16 protein-coding genes and 1 tRNA gene are annotated in these 15,489 nt (G+C 32.9%); 13 read left to right on the forward strand and 4 right to left on the reverse strand.

Annotated features, from left to right (window positions below; genetic code table 11):
- The first annotated feature begins 5 nt into the window (after nt 1–5).
- From A5893_RS08060 to fbp, 7 genes are all read left to right on the forward strand, one after another.
- The gene (locus tag A5893_RS08060) at nt 6–1,565 is read left to right on the forward strand and encodes a peptide MFS transporter (RefSeq protein ID WP_082911369.1); all 1,560 of its coding nucleotides are present in this window, start codon (nt 6–8) and stop codon (nt 1,563–1,565) included.
- A 33-nt stretch (nt 1,566–1,598) separates the two neighbouring features.
- Nucleotides 1,599–2,324 (forward strand): polyprenol monophosphomannose synthase, encoded by a 726-nt coding sequence (locus A5893_RS08065; protein ID WP_068822022.1) that lies wholly within the window; start codon nt 1,599–1,601, stop codon nt 2,322–2,324.
- 93 nt (nt 2,325–2,417) lie between these two features.
- On the forward strand, nt 2,418–2,819 hold the full coding sequence (locus tag A5893_RS08070; RefSeq protein ID WP_068822023.1) for a hypothetical protein: 402 nt from the start codon (nt 2,418–2,420) through the stop codon (nt 2,817–2,819).
- Between the two features lie 171 nt (nt 2,820–2,990).
- Nucleotides 2,991–3,389, forward strand: a complete 399-nt coding sequence (locus tag A5893_RS08075; RefSeq protein WP_157687526.1) for a hypothetical protein — start codon at nt 2,991–2,993, stop codon at nt 3,387–3,389.
- Nucleotides 3,390–3,685: 296 nt separating this feature from the next.
- Nucleotides 3,686–4,348: a tRNA1(Val) (adenine(37)-N6)-methyltransferase gene (locus tag A5893_RS08080; RefSeq protein ID WP_232456824.1), complete on the forward strand. Its 663-nt coding sequence runs from the start codon at nt 3,686–3,688 to the stop codon at nt 4,346–4,348.
- Nucleotides 4,348–4,842: a metallophosphoesterase family protein gene (locus A5893_RS08085; RefSeq protein ID WP_068822026.1), complete on the forward strand. Its 495-nt coding sequence runs from the start codon at nt 4,348–4,350 to the stop codon at nt 4,840–4,842. Before A5893_RS08080 ends, A5893_RS08085 begins: the two co-directional genes overlap by 1 nt.
- A 27-nt stretch (nt 4,843–4,869) precedes the next feature.
- The gene (fbp, locus tag A5893_RS08090) at nt 4,870–5,889 is read left to right on the forward strand and encodes a class 1 fructose-bisphosphatase (protein WP_068822027.1); all 1,020 of its coding nucleotides are present in this window, start codon (nt 4,870–4,872) and stop codon (nt 5,887–5,889) included.
- Here the strand turns inward: fbp and rnhA are convergent.
- Nucleotides 5,886–6,356, reverse strand: coding sequence for a ribonuclease HI (gene rnhA / locus A5893_RS08095; RefSeq protein WP_068822028.1), 471 nt, complete (start codon nt 6,354–6,356; stop codon nt 5,886–5,888). The genes fbp and rnhA overlap by 4 nt on opposite strands.
- A gap of 150 nt (nt 6,357–6,506) precedes the next feature.
- Between rnhA and A5893_RS08100 the strand changes: the two genes are divergently transcribed.
- The 3 genes from A5893_RS08100 to A5893_RS08110 all read left to right on the forward strand — a co-directional run bounded on the left by A5893_RS08100 (nt 6,507) and on the right by A5893_RS08110 (nt 7,863).
- Nucleotides 6,507–6,580, forward strand: a tRNA-His gene (locus tag A5893_RS08100).
- A gap of 127 nt (nt 6,581–6,707) precedes the next feature.
- Nucleotides 6,708–7,211 (forward strand): helix-turn-helix transcriptional regulator, encoded by a 504-nt coding sequence (locus A5893_RS08105; protein ID WP_068822029.1) that lies wholly within the window; start codon nt 6,708–6,710, stop codon nt 7,209–7,211.
- Nucleotide 7,212: 1 nt separating this feature from the next.
- The gene (locus A5893_RS08110; RefSeq protein ID WP_068822030.1) at nt 7,213–7,863 is read left to right on the forward strand and encodes a nucleotidyl transferase AbiEii/AbiGii toxin family protein; all 651 of its coding nucleotides are present in this window, start codon (nt 7,213–7,215) and stop codon (nt 7,861–7,863) included.
- Here A5893_RS08110 and A5893_RS08115 read toward each other — a convergent pair.
- The 3 genes from A5893_RS08115 to guaA all read right to left on the reverse strand — a co-directional run bounded on the left by A5893_RS08115 (nt 7,853) and on the right by guaA (nt 11,961).
- Nucleotides 7,853–9,016 (reverse strand): RsmB/NOP family class I SAM-dependent RNA methyltransferase, encoded by a 1,164-nt coding sequence (locus tag A5893_RS08115; protein ID WP_068822031.1) that lies wholly within the window; start codon nt 9,014–9,016, stop codon nt 7,853–7,855. The two genes, A5893_RS08110 and A5893_RS08115, sit on opposite strands and share 11 nt — an antisense overlap.
- 2 nt (nt 9,017–9,018) lie before the next feature.
- Nucleotides 9,019–10,269 (reverse strand): ABC transporter substrate-binding protein, encoded by a 1,251-nt coding sequence (locus A5893_RS08120; RefSeq protein ID WP_068822032.1) that lies wholly within the window; start codon nt 10,267–10,269, stop codon nt 9,019–9,021.
- Between the two features lie 159 nt (nt 10,270–10,428).
- Nucleotides 10,429–11,961: a glutamine-hydrolyzing GMP synthase gene (gene guaA, locus A5893_RS08125; RefSeq protein ID WP_068822033.1), complete on the reverse strand. Its 1,533-nt coding sequence runs from the start codon at nt 11,959–11,961 to the stop codon at nt 10,429–10,431.
- Between the two features lie 318 nt (nt 11,962–12,279).
- On the opposite strand from guaA, the gene A5893_RS08130 reads away from it, so the two are divergent.
- Genes A5893_RS08130 through A5893_RS08140 form a run of 3 tightly spaced genes read left to right on the forward strand, consistent with a single transcriptional unit; the run spans nt 12,280 to nt 15,425 of the window.
- Entirely contained in the window at nt 12,280–12,957 is a 678-nt protein-coding gene (locus A5893_RS08130; RefSeq protein WP_068822034.1) for a C40 family peptidase, read from the forward strand.
- Nucleotides 12,958–12,980: 23 nt separating this feature from the next.
- Nucleotides 12,981–13,346, forward strand: coding sequence for a VOC family protein (locus A5893_RS08135; RefSeq protein ID WP_068822035.1), 366 nt, complete (start codon nt 12,981–12,983; stop codon nt 13,344–13,346).
- 45 nt (nt 13,347–13,391) lie between these two features.
- Nucleotides 13,392–15,425, forward strand: a complete 2,034-nt coding sequence (locus tag A5893_RS08140; RefSeq protein WP_068822036.1) for a S9 family peptidase — start codon at nt 13,392–13,394, stop codon at nt 15,423–15,425.
- Nucleotides 15,426–15,489 lie beyond the last annotated feature (64 nt).

Consider the following 15,489-nt stretch of genomic DNA (forward strand, 5'->3'; position numbering starts at 1 on the left):
TATCTATGGATATAGCAATGTACACCCTAATTATAGGGTGGATTTTTGTATTAATTTGGGTTCCTATAGTTATTCTTACAAATAAAAAAACGCATCCTAAAGCGTTATTTGTGCTTTTCTTTGCAGAAATGTGGGAGCGCTTCAGCTATTATGGCATGAGAGCTTTGCTTACCCTTTATATGGTAAATGTGCTTTTTAAAGGAATGCAAGGTGCTGATGTAAAAGCTTTAAGCATTTATGGTTCTTATACTGCTATGGTTTATCTTTTTCCTGTAATTGGAGGGCTTATTGCCGATAAGATTTTCGGATTTAAAAAAGCAATTGTTTTTGGTGGGATATTGATGATGCTAGGACATTTTATGCTAGCATTTGAAGGGAGCAACCTTTTGTTTTTTGCATCATTAGCTTTAATTATAGTTGGTAACGCTTATTTTAAACCTAATATTTCTAGCTATTTAGGTACTTTTTATGAAATGAATGATCCACGTAAGGATGGTGCTTTTACCATTTTTTATATGGGTGTAAACATTGGTTCTTTCTTAGCTACTTTAACTTGTGGATACGTTGGTCAGCAAATTAACTGGCACTATGGTTTTGGCTTAGCAGGTATTGGGATGGCTTTAGGTGTTGCAGTCTTTTTACTAAGCGGTAAAATTCTGGGGAAAGATACTGGCTTAAAGCCTGATGTTATTGAGTTTAAAACTAAAAAGCCATTGGGTTTAAGTTGGGATGCTGTGGTTTTCATCGGAACATTGATCATGATTCCTATCTGTGCATTTTTATTGGATCAAAACGAATTGATGAGTACTTTGATGTTGATAATCAGTATCATCATTATTGGATATCTACTTTATGAGGCATTAAGAAACCCAGATAAAGTTGCTGGCCACCGTTTGTTAGTGGTAATTGTATTGTTTTTTTTCCACGCCATATTTTGGGCTTTATTTGAACAAGCGGGTGGTTCTTTAACACTTTTTGCAGATAGAAATATTGATAGGATAATTAGCGGCAGTGAAATTCCTTCTTCGTTATTCACAAGTTTTAATCCTTTCTTTATCATGGTTTTAGCACCCTTATTTTCCTGGATTTGGATTACCTTAAATAAAAAAGGAAAAGAACCTCGTACGCCAATGAAGTTTTTCTTGGGCTTATTTTTCCTGGCAGCAGGATTCTTAGTGATAGTTTTAGGAGGAAAGTTTTTTGCAAATGCTCAAGGTTTGGTTCCAATGGCTTTTTTAGCAGTACTTTATTTCTTGGTAACCGTGGGCGAGTTGTGTTTATCTCCAGTCGGATTATCAATGATTACAAAACTTTCTCCTGCTAAAATAGTTGGTTTTGTAATGGGCGCCTGGTTTTTATCCATTTCTTTGGGAAATAAATTAGCTGGCGTTATAGGTACATTAACCGCATCAAAAGGAGGTTCGCAGACTTTATCACCACAACAAACTTTAGTTAATTATACCAACACTTATTTAATTTGGGGAGTGTTTGTAGTTGGCGGTTTTGCGATATTACTTTTATTACTTACTCCAAAATTAAACAAGTGGATGCATGGTATTCATTAATAATTGTAATTTTGGCTAATAAAAATCACCATTTTGCCCGATAGCTTAGTCATCATCCCCACTTACAACGAAAAAGAAAACATCGAAAAAATCATTCGTAAGGTTTTTTCTTTGCCCCATCTTTTCCATATTTTAATAATTGATGATGGTTCGCCCGATGGAACTGCGCAAATAGTGAAACAATTGCAGGGGGAATATAACGGCCATTTATTTATTGAAGAAAGAAAGGGAAAATTAGGTTTAGGTACTGCTTACATCCATGGTTTTAAATGGGCTTTAGCCCATGATTATGATTACATTTTTGAGATGGATGCCGATTTTTCTCATAATCCAGAAGATTTAATTCGTCTAAGAAGTGCATGTGTAGAAGGTGCAGATGTTTCCATAGGTTCTAGATATATTAAAGGAGTAAATGTTGTAAACTGGCCAATGGGCAGAGTTTTAATGTCGTATTTTGCTTCTGTTTATGTACGCTTTATTACAGGAATTGACATTCAAGATGCAACCGCAGGATTTAAATGCTACAAAAAAAGAGTGTTAGAAACCATAAATTTTGATAAAGTTAAATTTGTAGGTTACGCTTTTCAGATAGAAATGAAATTTACTGCTATTAAACATGGTTTTAAAGTAGTAGAAGTCCCCATTATTTTTACAGATCGTACCGAAGGAACCTCTAAAATGAGTTCCGGTATTTTTAAAGAAGCTTTTTTAGGGGTAATACAACTTAAAATAAATAGCTGGTTTAGAAATTATAAGTAGGGGAGGGAGTGATTTTTTAAATCTGATTTTGTGATTTTAGTGTTAATAATCAGTTATTAAACCCCCGATATATACAAGTTAGCTGTAATTTTTATGGAACTGCCAGAAGACACAATAATTTCCGAAAATGGAAAAATTCATATAAAAGGAATTGACCTCGAAGATAGTTGGCTTTTAGGAATTGAATATTTTGAAAATAAATCTCTATTAATAATCGACTTGGAATTTAGTATTTGGCCAGAAAGCAAATATTACAGTAAACCGAAAGAAAATGAATGGACTTGTTACAAAAAAGGACAAATAAAATTTAAAGAAGTCGAACAATTGAACGGAATTATTAGTTTGAAGGACTTTAAACCTTCAATTGACTCTGAAAGCGAAAAAGATTGGGGAAATATTTATGGTTTAAGAATTGAAGAAAACAAATTTAAGTTTGAAACTAACGACTCAAAAATTTCTTTATTTGCAAATCAATTAGAGTTAAGCATTAAATAAAACTACAGCTAACAGCAAATTTGCACAAAAATGGCTGACAGTGGTTTACGTTAATTCATCAGTTATTTACTTAATTTAGTGCAATGCGACAATGGTTTTGCAAGCAATGCCATTTCTGCGCAAATTAGCAAAACGTTAGCTGTAAGTTTAACCCAACTAAATCTCTTTACAATGAACGATAAAGATGTTGACGAATTATTAAAAAAAATTTCTTCTTCCAATGAATATATTATGCCTGAGGAAAAAAGGAGTTCAATAATATATTTAATGACTGAACTTAAGTTAATATACAAACCATACGACAACTCTTTAATTTTTGCTCCGACCAAATTTGGTAATGAAGTTATTAATGAAGGCGGATGGATTAAACATTTAGAAATCGAAAAAGAAAGTCTAAAATTAAAATCTGAAAGAGAAATCTTAGACTTTGAAAAATCAAAAACCGACCTTGAATTAGCAAAAAAACTATTAAAAGAATATCCATATACTAAATGGTTTGCAAGAATAAGTTTATTCATTGGAATTGGTTTAGGACTTTTAGAATTAATAAAATACATAAAACAATCATAGTTGCTACGTTGTAAAATTTAATTTCTTCTATATCACTTTTAAATTTCAACATATTTAATTTACTTTTTAATCGACTAATAAAAACCTACAGCTAACAACAGGTTTAAAAAATTGCGGGGCGACTGCTTTAAATTTCTTCACCTCTTTTTACTATCTTCATCTCAGGTTGACAAAGGTTCTGCAAGTAATTCCGCAAATTCTTAAACCTGCAAACCGTTAAACACAAATCCTTCAAAAAAAATCCAATGTCCCTCTTCCATTTCAAACAATTTGTAATAGATCAAGAAAACTGCCCGATGAAAATTAATACGGATGGCGTTTTATTGGGTGCATCTGCAAATTTAGAAAATGTGAAATCGGTTTTGGATATAGGCACTGGCACAGGTGTTATCGCTTTAATGTTGGCGCAACGTTCTCATGATATTCTAATTGATGCCATAGATATTGATCATTTAGCTTTTGAGAAAGCAAATCAGAATTTCGAAAATTCTTTATTTCATCAACAATTAAAAGCTCATCATCATAGTTTTTTAGAATATTTCGATCTAAATCCATCAAAAAAATATGATTTAATTGTTTCTAATCCGCCTTATTTTTTAAACGCATTAAAATCGCCGAAGGCAAATAATAATATTTCTAAACACACCAACGAGCAATTTTTTATCGATTTAATATCAAAAGCAAAAAACCATTTAAACCCTTCTGGGAATTTGACTTTAATTGTACCTATAGATATTTCTTTGATGCTTCAAAATTTAGCTCCTTCTTATCATCTATTTCCTATCAATTGCATCAAGATAAAATCATATCCAGATAAGGCCCACATTAGGCATATCATCAGCTTTAGTGATGAAAAACCTTTAGAATTAATTTTCGAGGATTTTTGTATCTACTCTTCTCAAAGCGTATATTCATTACAATATCAAGCGTTACTCAAAAACTTTTTTACCATATTTTAATGAAAAAAATAGGTTTAATATCTGATACTCATAGTTATTTAGACGATGCAGTTTTTAAATATTTTGATGATAGTGATGAGATTTGGCATGCTGGCGATTTCGGGACTTTAGAACTTGCCGATAAATTAGCTGCTTTTAAACCGCTTAAAGGCGTTTATGGAAATATTGATGGAGCTGATATCAGACAAGTTTACCCAGAAAATTTAAGATTTAATTGTGAAGATGTTGATGTTTGGATAACTCATATTGGTGGTTACCCAGATAAATACGCCCCAAAAGTTAAAGCAGAAATCTACACTAAGCCACCACAACTTTTTATATCCGGGCATTCGCATATTTTAAAAGTAATTTATGATAAGAAAATACAATGTTTGCATATAAACCCCGGTGCAGCGGGAAAACATGGCTGGCATAAAACAAGAACATTGATAAGATTTTGCATATCCGAAAAAAAAATACATACATTAGAGGCCATAGAATTAGCTGATAGATAGCGTATTAATTACACTAAGTAAAATCATTTGAAAACATTAGGACAATTTATTATTGAGAAACAAGCGGATTTTCCGTATGCCAAAGGCGAATTATCAAGACTTTTACGAGACATAGGTATCGCCGCCAAGGTGGTAAATAGAGAAATAAATAAAGCTGGCTTAACCGATAAATTAGGTGAGGTTGGGAGTATAAATGTACAAGGAGAAGCACAAAAGATTTTGGATGTTTATGCAAATGAGCAATTTATATCAGCACTAAGTTCTGGTGGCGAATGCTGTTTGGTAGCTTCCGAAGAAAATGAGGAAGTGGTTTTATTAAACCAAACGGTTTCTAAAAATGCTAAATATGCAGTTGCAATTGATCCTTTAGATGGTTCATCAAATATTGATGTTAACGTTGCCGTAGGAACAACTTTTTCTATTTATAGGAGAAAATCTAAAGAAGGTCCTGGTCAGTTAGAAGATATTTTACAGAAAGGAACAGAGCAAGTTGCGGCTGGATATATTGTTTATGGTTCATCAACTATGTTGGTTTATACAACGGGTAAAGGTGTAAACGGATTTACTTTAGACCCATCTATTGGCGAATTTTGTTTGTCGCATCCTGAAATAAAAGTTCCAAAAAGCGGAATTATTTACAGTATGAATGAAGGGAATTATGTTCATTTCCCTGAAGGAGTAAAAAAATATATTAAATATTGCCAGGTAGAAGATGATGCAACATTACGCCCTTACACTTCCAGATATATTGGTTCTATGGTAGCAGATTTGCACCGTAATTTAATAAAAGGTGGTATTTATATTTATCCAACTACGGCAAGCGCACCACATGGAAAGTTAAGATTGGTTTACGAGTGTAACCCTCTAGCTTTTATTATTGAACAAGCAGGAGGTAGGGCTACAAATGGTTATGATCGGATTTTAGATATAGAAGTCACAGAAATACACCAAAGAGAATCTATTTTTATAGGATCGGAAGATATGGTGTTAAAAGCCGAAGAATTTATGGCAGAATATTCGCCAAGAGAGATTTCTAAAACTGTTTAAAGCAATTTTTGAGATTTATTTTCCATTTCAAAAACACTATCGATATTTAAATTTTTCCCTTTAGATGCGATGACCGCAAGTTCATCGCATCTTTCGTTTTCTGGATGGCCAGCATGACCTTTAACCCAAACAAATTTTACTTGATGTATTTTATGGGATTGCAAATATCTTAACCAAAGGTCCTTATTTTTTTTGCCAGCAAAACCTTTTTTTACCCAACCAAAAACCCATTTTTTTTCAATAGAATCGATAACATATTTAGAATCAGAGAAAACGGTAATTTCTTGATTGATTTTTTTTATGCTTTCCAGTCCAACACAAACAGCCATCAATTCCATTCTATTATTGGTGGTATGCCTAAATCCTTCGGATATTTCTTTATAATGATCTCCCGATTTTAAAATCACACCATAACCTCCAGGTCCTGGGTTACCACTTGCTGCACCATCCGTAAAAATTGAAATCATTTACGAATATAAAAATTTAGGCAATTTTGGGAACTATTAATTTGTATTGCTCATGAAATCAAATAAATACGATTATGAGCAATAAAAAAGAAATTAAAAGTTTGCATAGTTTGATTAATAACTTATTTTTGCACTCCACTAAAACAAATGGCGGTCGTAGCTCAGTTGGTTAGAGCACTGGTTTGTGGTGCCGGGGGTCGTGGGTTCGAGCCCCATCGTCCGCCCTTTAAATTTTAAAAGCCTTTCTAAATTTTTAGAAAGGCTTTTTTTATGCTTAAATTTTAAATCCATCTAAAACTTACTATAATTTATAACTAAAAATTTTATAAACAAATTTGTTTATATTTGATAATGGAAACTCTGATAGAAAAATATAAAGGAATTCACCCAGGAATTATTTTAGAAAGAGAACTCAAAAAAAGAAAGTTAAGAAAAGCTCCATTTGCTCTTATTTTGGAAGAATATCCGCAAACTTTAAACGAAATAACTAAAGGAAGGCGTGGTATTACTTCGGGTCTATCCCTTAAAATTGATAAAGCATTGAATCTTTCAGAAGGGACAATGTTTGTTTTGCAAGCTTATTATGAGATACAAAAGGAAAAGCTAAAAATAGAAAACTTAAATTCTCCAAATCTTTCATTATTTAGAAAAGCTCTATTTTGGGATACTGATTTTGATAAAATAAATTGGGATAAACAGTTTAAAACAATAATAAAAAGAGTTTTTGAACGAGGAAACGAAATTGAAAAAGCCGAAATCATAAAATTTTATGGATTGAAAAAAGTTAAAGAAACTATTGGATTTGATACCATAGAAAAATCTTTAAAAGTCCTTCAACATCTTAATATAAGTTAAAATGTTTTATTGGAATACAGTAGAAACACTTTTGAGAGATACGCTGGTTTCTTTAATGAAAGCGGAGGAACTAAATGAATTTAGGTTAGTGGGTGGAACAGGGATGAGTTTACATCTTGGGCATAGAATGTCCGTTGACATAGATCTTTTTACAGATGCTAATTATGGCTCAATAAATTTTGATAAAATTGATGCAATGCTAAAAAAAAGATTTTCTTATGTATTTGGTGACTTTGGAGGAAATCCAGGACTTGGCAAATCTTATCTTGTTGGCAAATCTGCGAATGAGGTAGTAAAACTTGATATTTATTATTCAATGGATCCGTTTTTTCAAAATTCAATTGAAGATGACGGATTAAGAATAGCAAGTTTAGAGGAAATTATAGCTATGAAAGTAGATATCATACAAAGAGGGGGAAGGAAGAAAGATTTTTGGGATTTACATGAGGTTTTATCTAAATACGATATTGATAAAATGATTGAATTACATCGTCAAAGATTTGAATGGACTCATGATAAAGATTTGATTAGAAAAAATTTTACAAATTTTAATGAAGCCGAGAATGATTTAACTCCCATCTGTTTAAAAAATAAAGAATGGATATTTATTAAAGAAGATTTTGAAGAAGCAGTAAAACTTTCTATTTCTTAATTAACCTTGCTACAAAAAGTGTATCCGCTTTAATATGGTAACCTTTTATCAATTTCTCACTTTCTATTTCTAAGTCAAATTCTTTACAAAGTTTGGCAACTTTTTCCTCATTCTCTTCTTTAAAAACAGAGCAGGTAATGTAAATTAAAGGTTTACCAACTTTAAGATATGGTATCACATTGGCAGCAATTTTAAATTGTAATTCGCTATAAAATTTGATTTTATATTCTGCAAATTGAGCGATCATTTCTGGAGTACGCCCCCAAGTGCCAGAACCACTGCAAGGAGCGTCTAAAATGATTCCATCAAACGCATAATCATGTAGAACCTGATTATTGTTTTGTGTTAAATCCAAAACTTTTCGTTGATATCCTCTAATTCCTGCTAGCGCAAAACGATGTTGTAAATTTTCTAAAATGGATTCCCTGTTATCACTAACAAGCAATTTAATATCAGGTTGCTGATCATGAAGCATTAAAGATTTACCACCAGATGCTGCACAGCAATCCCACCATTTATCCCATTTATCGGGCATAAAATATTCGCCAACTTTTTGTGATGATAAATCCTGTATTTCGTAATTTCCCTTATCGGGGAGAATTTCCTCTAGTTTTGTACCGTTGAGGAAAGCTATCGTTTGTTGATCTATTAAAGTGTAATTAACATCGGCGGAAGCCAAAACCTTTTGAATTTGCTTTTCTTCTCCTTTTTTAATACGGATAAATAAATCTGGCTGGATAAAAGAAGATAGATAAAATTCTTCCTGATCAACTTCTGGTGATAAATGCTGATGGAATGGAAAAACATCAGCTAAGTTAAAACCTGGATATTCAGTTTTTATAATTTCAACTTTCTCTTTTAAAGGCAATTCAGTTTTTGCATTCCATTCAGAATTAAAATGTGCTAAAAAAGAATTGGGAATAGAATTGCATAAAAATTCTGCAATGGTTAAACGATCTTCTTTTGGCAAATCTGAAAGTATATTGCCCAATCTAAAATAATTGTAAACTAGTCGGCTTGCAATTTTTCTATCGCGAGAACCCATTTGTTTATTTTGTTTGTAATAAACAGCTAAAAAACGATTTAAAGGTTCTTCTTGAGGATATTGAGAAAGGATGTTTTGGAAAGTTGATAGTTGATGGATTGCCTTCATGTCTAATCTACTTTCTCTAGTTTTCCAAACTGATATTTCATCACCATTAAGCTTATATTAGAGTAGCCGTATTTTGCATTCTTAACAAAATGGAAATCATTATGAATACCATCGAAAGTGTTTTTAGTTAGATTTTCCATAAAATTTTTACCTTGTCTATCCATCAATTTTCCAAAATAATAACCAATATCAAAACCTTTATAAGCATATTCACTAGGGTTTAATTGAAATTTAGAACGGTAATATTTGATGAAATTTTCACTTCTGGATGAGTTTTTTTCTATTTGGTAAGAAGAGGTGATATAAGTATTTAGTCGCTCTAATAAATCTGCATCTAAAAATGTGGCTTTCTCCCATCCGGGATGTCCAACAATTGCTATTTGAAAGTTTGAAGTCAGTTTATCTAATTCATTTAGTAACGTAATTAGAAAAACCCGATCCGTTGACGGCAACACAATAACGTTTAATCCAACAGGGTTAAGCGATTTATATACATTAGGGTAGCCAACTGCTTTGATCCCAATTTCGGAAACTTGTATGCCTTTCCCTAAACTGTCCATTCCTTTTTTAAAAGGAACTACATATTTATATTCGTCTGCCTGTCCGCTTCTAATAATCAAAACTTTTTTAGGATTTAATTCTTTTTTGATGAAAGCAGCGGCTGTAAAAGCATGTTGATCTAAGGAATTATTAACGGAAATTAAATAAGGATTATTGAAAATTATCGGATCACTTGCTGCTAAAGGAGATACCATTGGCTTCTTCATGTTTTTACTATAAACAGAAAAAGCTTTAATCCCACTTGGAAATACAGGACCAATAATTAAATCTGAGTTTTTTATAGTTGCCCTTGAAGCTAAAGCTCCTAAAGAGGTGGGATCATCCTTAGAATCAAAAATCTGAAGTTTAAAATTGATATTCCCATTATTTTTTGCAACAGAATCAATCCCCATTTTAAATCCTTGAAAGATATCGATAGCAATCTCTGCTTTATCTAAATCATTTAAACTAGCTGTTTTATAATTGAAGTTATACAAATCGAAAGGTAAAATCATAGAAATAACCATTTCTGGTTTTTCTTCTTTAATGATTTTTGGTTTTTCTTCTATAGGTTTTTCTGTTTTAGGATTTTCTTGTCGAGGAATATCGGGAGTTTCTGAAGGTATTGGTTTTTTTTGAACAGGCGTTGTTTTTGGCGAACAAGCACCCAAAAACATTCCTATTGCTAATATAATTACGATTCTAAATTTCATTTTAACAAATAAATATATCGTAACCAAAAATTACGCCTTATTTTGAGGATTATGTTTTTTGTACTAACGATTATCTAAAAAGGAAACATCATTTGTCAGTTAGAATGAAACCTTAATGAGATTTCTCCTAACGTCGACATGACGGGATTAAAACTATTTTTATTCCCACTCAATAGTCGCTGGTGGTTTTGAGCTTATGTCATAAACTACTCTGTTGATTCCTTTTATATTATTAATGATTTCGTTAGAAATTTTGGCTAATAAATCGTATGGTAAATGGCTCCAATCTGCCGTCATGCCATCAACAGAGCTTACCGCCCTAAGCGCAACCACGTTTTCGTAAGTACGTTCATCGCCCATTACCCCAACTGATTGTATGGGTAAATAAATCGCTCCGGCTTGCCAAACTTTATCATACCAGCCAGAATCTTTTAAATTCTTCACATAAATATAATCGGCTTGTTGTAAGATATCTACTTTTTCTGGGGTAACATCTCCTAAAATCCTGATGGCCAAACCCGGACCAGGGAAAGGATGACGACCTAAAATATCATCGGGTAAACCTAAAGCTTTTCCAACCCTGCGTACCTCATCTTTAAACAAAGATTTTAATGGTTCTACAATTTTGAGCTTCATATAATCGGGCAAACCCCCAACATTATGGTGCGATTTTATAGTTGCCGAAGGTCCACCATTTACAGAAACAGACTCAATTACATCCGGATAAATAGTCCCTTGTGCCAACCACTTTACATCAGAAATCTGATGAGCCTCATCATCAAATACTTCTATAAAAACCCTTCCAATGGCTTTCCTTTTTAGTTCTGGGTCAGATAATCCTGCTAAAGCATCATAAAATCTTTGCTTGGCATCTACACCTTTAACATTTAAACCTAGATCTTTATAAGAACTTAAAACGGATGCAAACTCATCTTTTCGTAATAAACCATTATCCACAAAAATGCAATGCAAATTTTTCCCAACAGCCTGGTGTAAAAGTAAGGCTGCCACAGAAGAATCTACGCCTCCAGACAATCCTAAAACCACTTTATCATCCTTTAACTGCTCTTTTAAAGCATCTATAGATTCTTCGGCGAAAGCAAAAGGAGTCCAATCTTGTACACAACCGCAAATATCTATCAAAAAGTTTTGCAACAACTGCTTGCCATCTGTAGAATGGGTAACTTCTAGATGAAACTGGATGCCATAAGTCTGGCTATTTTTTATCTGGAATGCTGCAACTTTTACGCTATCCGTACTGGCAATAATCTCAAAATCTGCCGGAATATCTTTAATTGTATCTCCATGCGACATCCAAACCTGAGAGCGAGTTGGCAACTCTTTCATTAAAGGATTATTGGTGTGGATATATTCTAGATTTGCCCTTCCGTATTCTCTAATTTCTGAAGGGGCAACGTTGCCGCCAGAGTGTTGTGCTATATATTGTGCTCCGTAACAAACGCCCAATAAGGGTAGTTTGCCATGAAATTGTTTAAAATCTATTTGTGGTGCGCCTTCCATTCTTACAGATGAAGGACTTCCAGATAAAATTACTCCCTTGGTTAATTCATCAATTTCTGGAACTTTATTATAGGGATGGATTTCACAATAAACATTTAGCTCACGTACCCTTCTTGCAATCAATTGGGTATATTGCGAACCAAAATCTAGGATCAGGATTTTCTCTTGCATTTGCAAAGATAAAAATTTACCAAAGGGCTGGAGATAAATTTAGAAATAAGATAAAAATTGTTTTATAGCTTTAAATTAGTTGATAACAAAAGGTTTTTATATTATTTAGGCGTTTTAACACGCTATCCGCTGTATCTTTTTTTGCAATTTGCATGATATTTTAAAAAGCAAAAAAAGGATGCCGCTACTATCGTTAACGCAAAAAATAAAGTAATAATTATTATAACACTAATATAGATGTAACCCGATGGCGGGGGTTGGGGGTGGATTATCATCAAATAATTTATAACTATTTTAAAATATTAGATATATCATTTAATGAAATTTTACAAAACCAAATTCAATTTTATAATTGTTGTATGCGTTTCCATTTCAGCTTGCAATCCATCTAATCACAGAAAAAATAAAATTGCTGCAAAACAGAGTATTGTAGACACAGCAAAAAGATTTATCCTTATTAAAAAAGATACCACAGCAAAAACTATTGATAGTCTAAAACCAGATTCTACTTTAATTGCTGTCAAAAAAGACTCTTTAATTAGCAATACTGCAATAGTTAAAAAAGATTCTTTAGTTTCTAAACCTTTAATTAAACCTACAATCAATCAACAAAAAGTAGTTGATTTTGCCAAAAACTTAATTGGCAAACCTTATGTAACAGGTTCTAAAGATCCATCTAAAGGTTTCGATAATTCGGGATTTGTAAATTATGTTTTTGATAATTTTAAGATCATAACACCAAGATATAGCGCCGCTTACATTGCTGTTGGTACAAATGTGGCTTTCGCCGATGTTGCAGAAGGTGATATCATCTTGTTTTCTAAAACTGATTCCGTTAAAAAGGTAGTAAGTAATTTAGGAATTGTTATTTCTGGAAAAGGGCAACCTATTGAGTTTATCCATTGTACCTCAGGAAAAGTTAAAGGTGTTACAATCACAAAAATGAACAGCTACTATCAAAAAAGACTGATTGGATTTAGAAGAGTAATTAATTGATTATTAAATAAAAAAAACGAAATATGTTAGGATTAAGAACTGCCATTTATAAAGTTGGAGATATCAATAAAGCAAAAGATTGGTATTCAAAAGCATTTGAAACAACTCCATATTTTGATGAACCATATTATGTTGGATTTGATATCAGGGGTTACGAATTAGGATTACAGCCAGAAGAAAACCCAACGACTGATAAAGCGGAAAGTGTAGTTGCTTACTGGGGAGTTGATAAAATTCAAGAAACTTACGACCATTTGATTGAATTGGGAGCAACAGAAAATGAAAAACCTTACAATGTTGGCGGCGAATTAATGACTGCAACTGTGAAAGACCCTTTTGGAAATGTTATCGGACTAATTTATAATCCCCACTTCAAACTAAAAACATAATTAAAAATTACATTATCAATTAAATTATAACCTCAATAATATATCATGAAAAAAATCCTCGTCTATAGTTTATTGCTTTTCACAACTCCAATTTTTGCTCAAAAAAACCTAACTCCAGAAATGCTTTGGAAATTAGGTAGAGTAAGTGGCGAAACTATATCAGCTGATAAAAAATCTGTGATTTACGGCGTTTCAAACTTTGAATTAGCAAGCAATAAATCTGAAAGAAATCTTTATTCTATTCCGCTTTTAGGTGGTGCTTCTAAACAAATCACCAATTCTTTAGGTAGCGAATCTGTGGTAAAAGTGGATGAAAAAACCGGAAGAGCCACTTACTCTTATAAAGGTCAACTTTGGGAAATGAATGCCGATGGAACTGGTGCAAAACAGTTGACAAACTTTAAAGATGGTCTAGAAAATGTGCGAATATCGCCGGATGGCAAATATATTTTATACACTAAAGATGTTGCTATCGTAAAAAATATAGCGAGTGATAAATACAAAGATTTGCCAAAATCTGATGCTTACGTTTATGAAGATTTAAATTATCGCCATTGGGATACTTGGGAAGATGGAAAATTCTCTCATGTTTTTTTTGCAGCTTATGAAAATGGCAAAATAGGTACAGAAACTGATATTATGAAAGATGAACCTTATGATTGTCCGCAAAAGCCATCAGGTGGCTTGGAAGACGTGATTTGGTCGCCGGATAGTAAGAGCATTGTTTATGTAACCAAGAAAAAATACGGTAAGGATTATGCCCAAAGTACCAATACAGATATTTTTCGATATGAAATTGGGCATCAGATTACCGTAAATCTAACTGACGGAATGGTAGGTTATGATACACAACCTGCTTACAATTATGATGGTTCTCGTTTAGCTTGGACAAGTATGGCTGAAGATGGTTATGAAACCGATAAAAACGACATCAGGATTTATGATTATAAACTAAACCAATGCTATAATTTAACCAAAGATTGGGATGAAACTGTAAACAGTTTCGTTTGGAGTGCAGATAAATCTAAAATCTATTTTTTAGCAGTAAAAGACGGAACCGAACAGATTTTTGAGATTAGTTTAGGTAATGATTTAAGCCAAACTACTGGAAAAAATATAAAGATGTTAACTAGCGGAAGATGGGATATTAACGGTATCGTTGGTCAAGTTGGCAATACTATGGTAGTTTCTAGAACCGATATGAATCATTCGGCAGAGTTATTTAAAGTAGATTTAAAAACAGGAACTTTAACAGAACTCACAACAGTTAATAAAGCAGCTTACGCCGATATTGCAATGAGCGAAGTTGAAGCGAAAACCATTAAAACCACAGATGGCAAAGATATGTTGACTTGGGTAATTTATCCTCCGGGATTTGACCCGGCAAAAAAATATCCAACGCTCTTATATTGCCAGGGAGGTCCGCAATCTGCACTTTCCCAATTTTATTCGGTAAGATGGAATTTCCAATTGATGGCTGCACAAGGTTATATTGTTGTTGCACCAAATAGAAGAGGAATGCCGGGACATGGAGTAGAATGGAACAAGGAAATTAGCGGAGATTGGGGCGGACAAGCCATAAAAGATTACCTTTCTGCAATTGATGCATTGGCCAAAGAACCTTACGTAGATAAAGATAGATTGGGTTGTGTAGGTGCAAGTTATGGAGGTTATTCGGTTTATATGCTAGCCGGAATTCATGAAAATAGGTTTAAGACCTTTATAGCACATGATGGTTTGTTTGATTTAAGAAGTTGGTATGGCACAACCGAAGAATTATTTTTTGCCAATCATGATATTGGTGGTCCGTTTTGGGCTGCTAATGCACCTAAATCTTATCAAGATTTTAATCCTGTGAATTTTGTCAATAAATGGAATACGCCAATAATGATAGTGCAGGGTGGCAGAGATTATAGAGTTCCAGTAGAACAAGGTTTAGAAGCTTTCCAAGCAGCACAATTGCAGGGAATTAAAAGCAAATTGCTTTACCTTACAGAAGAAAATCATTGGGTTTTATCTGGACAAAACGGAATTGTTTGGCAAAGGGAATTTTTTAGCTGGTTAAAAGAGACTTTGTAGAAAAATTTCTAAATTGTTTATATTGAAGAAGGATGATATTTTTAGCGTATCATCCTTTTTTATT

Source organism: Pedobacter psychrophilus (genome assembly GCF_001652725.1).
GTDB classification, from domain to species: domain Bacteria; phylum Bacteroidota; class Bacteroidia; order Sphingobacteriales; family Sphingobacteriaceae; genus Pseudopedobacter; species Pseudopedobacter psychrophilus.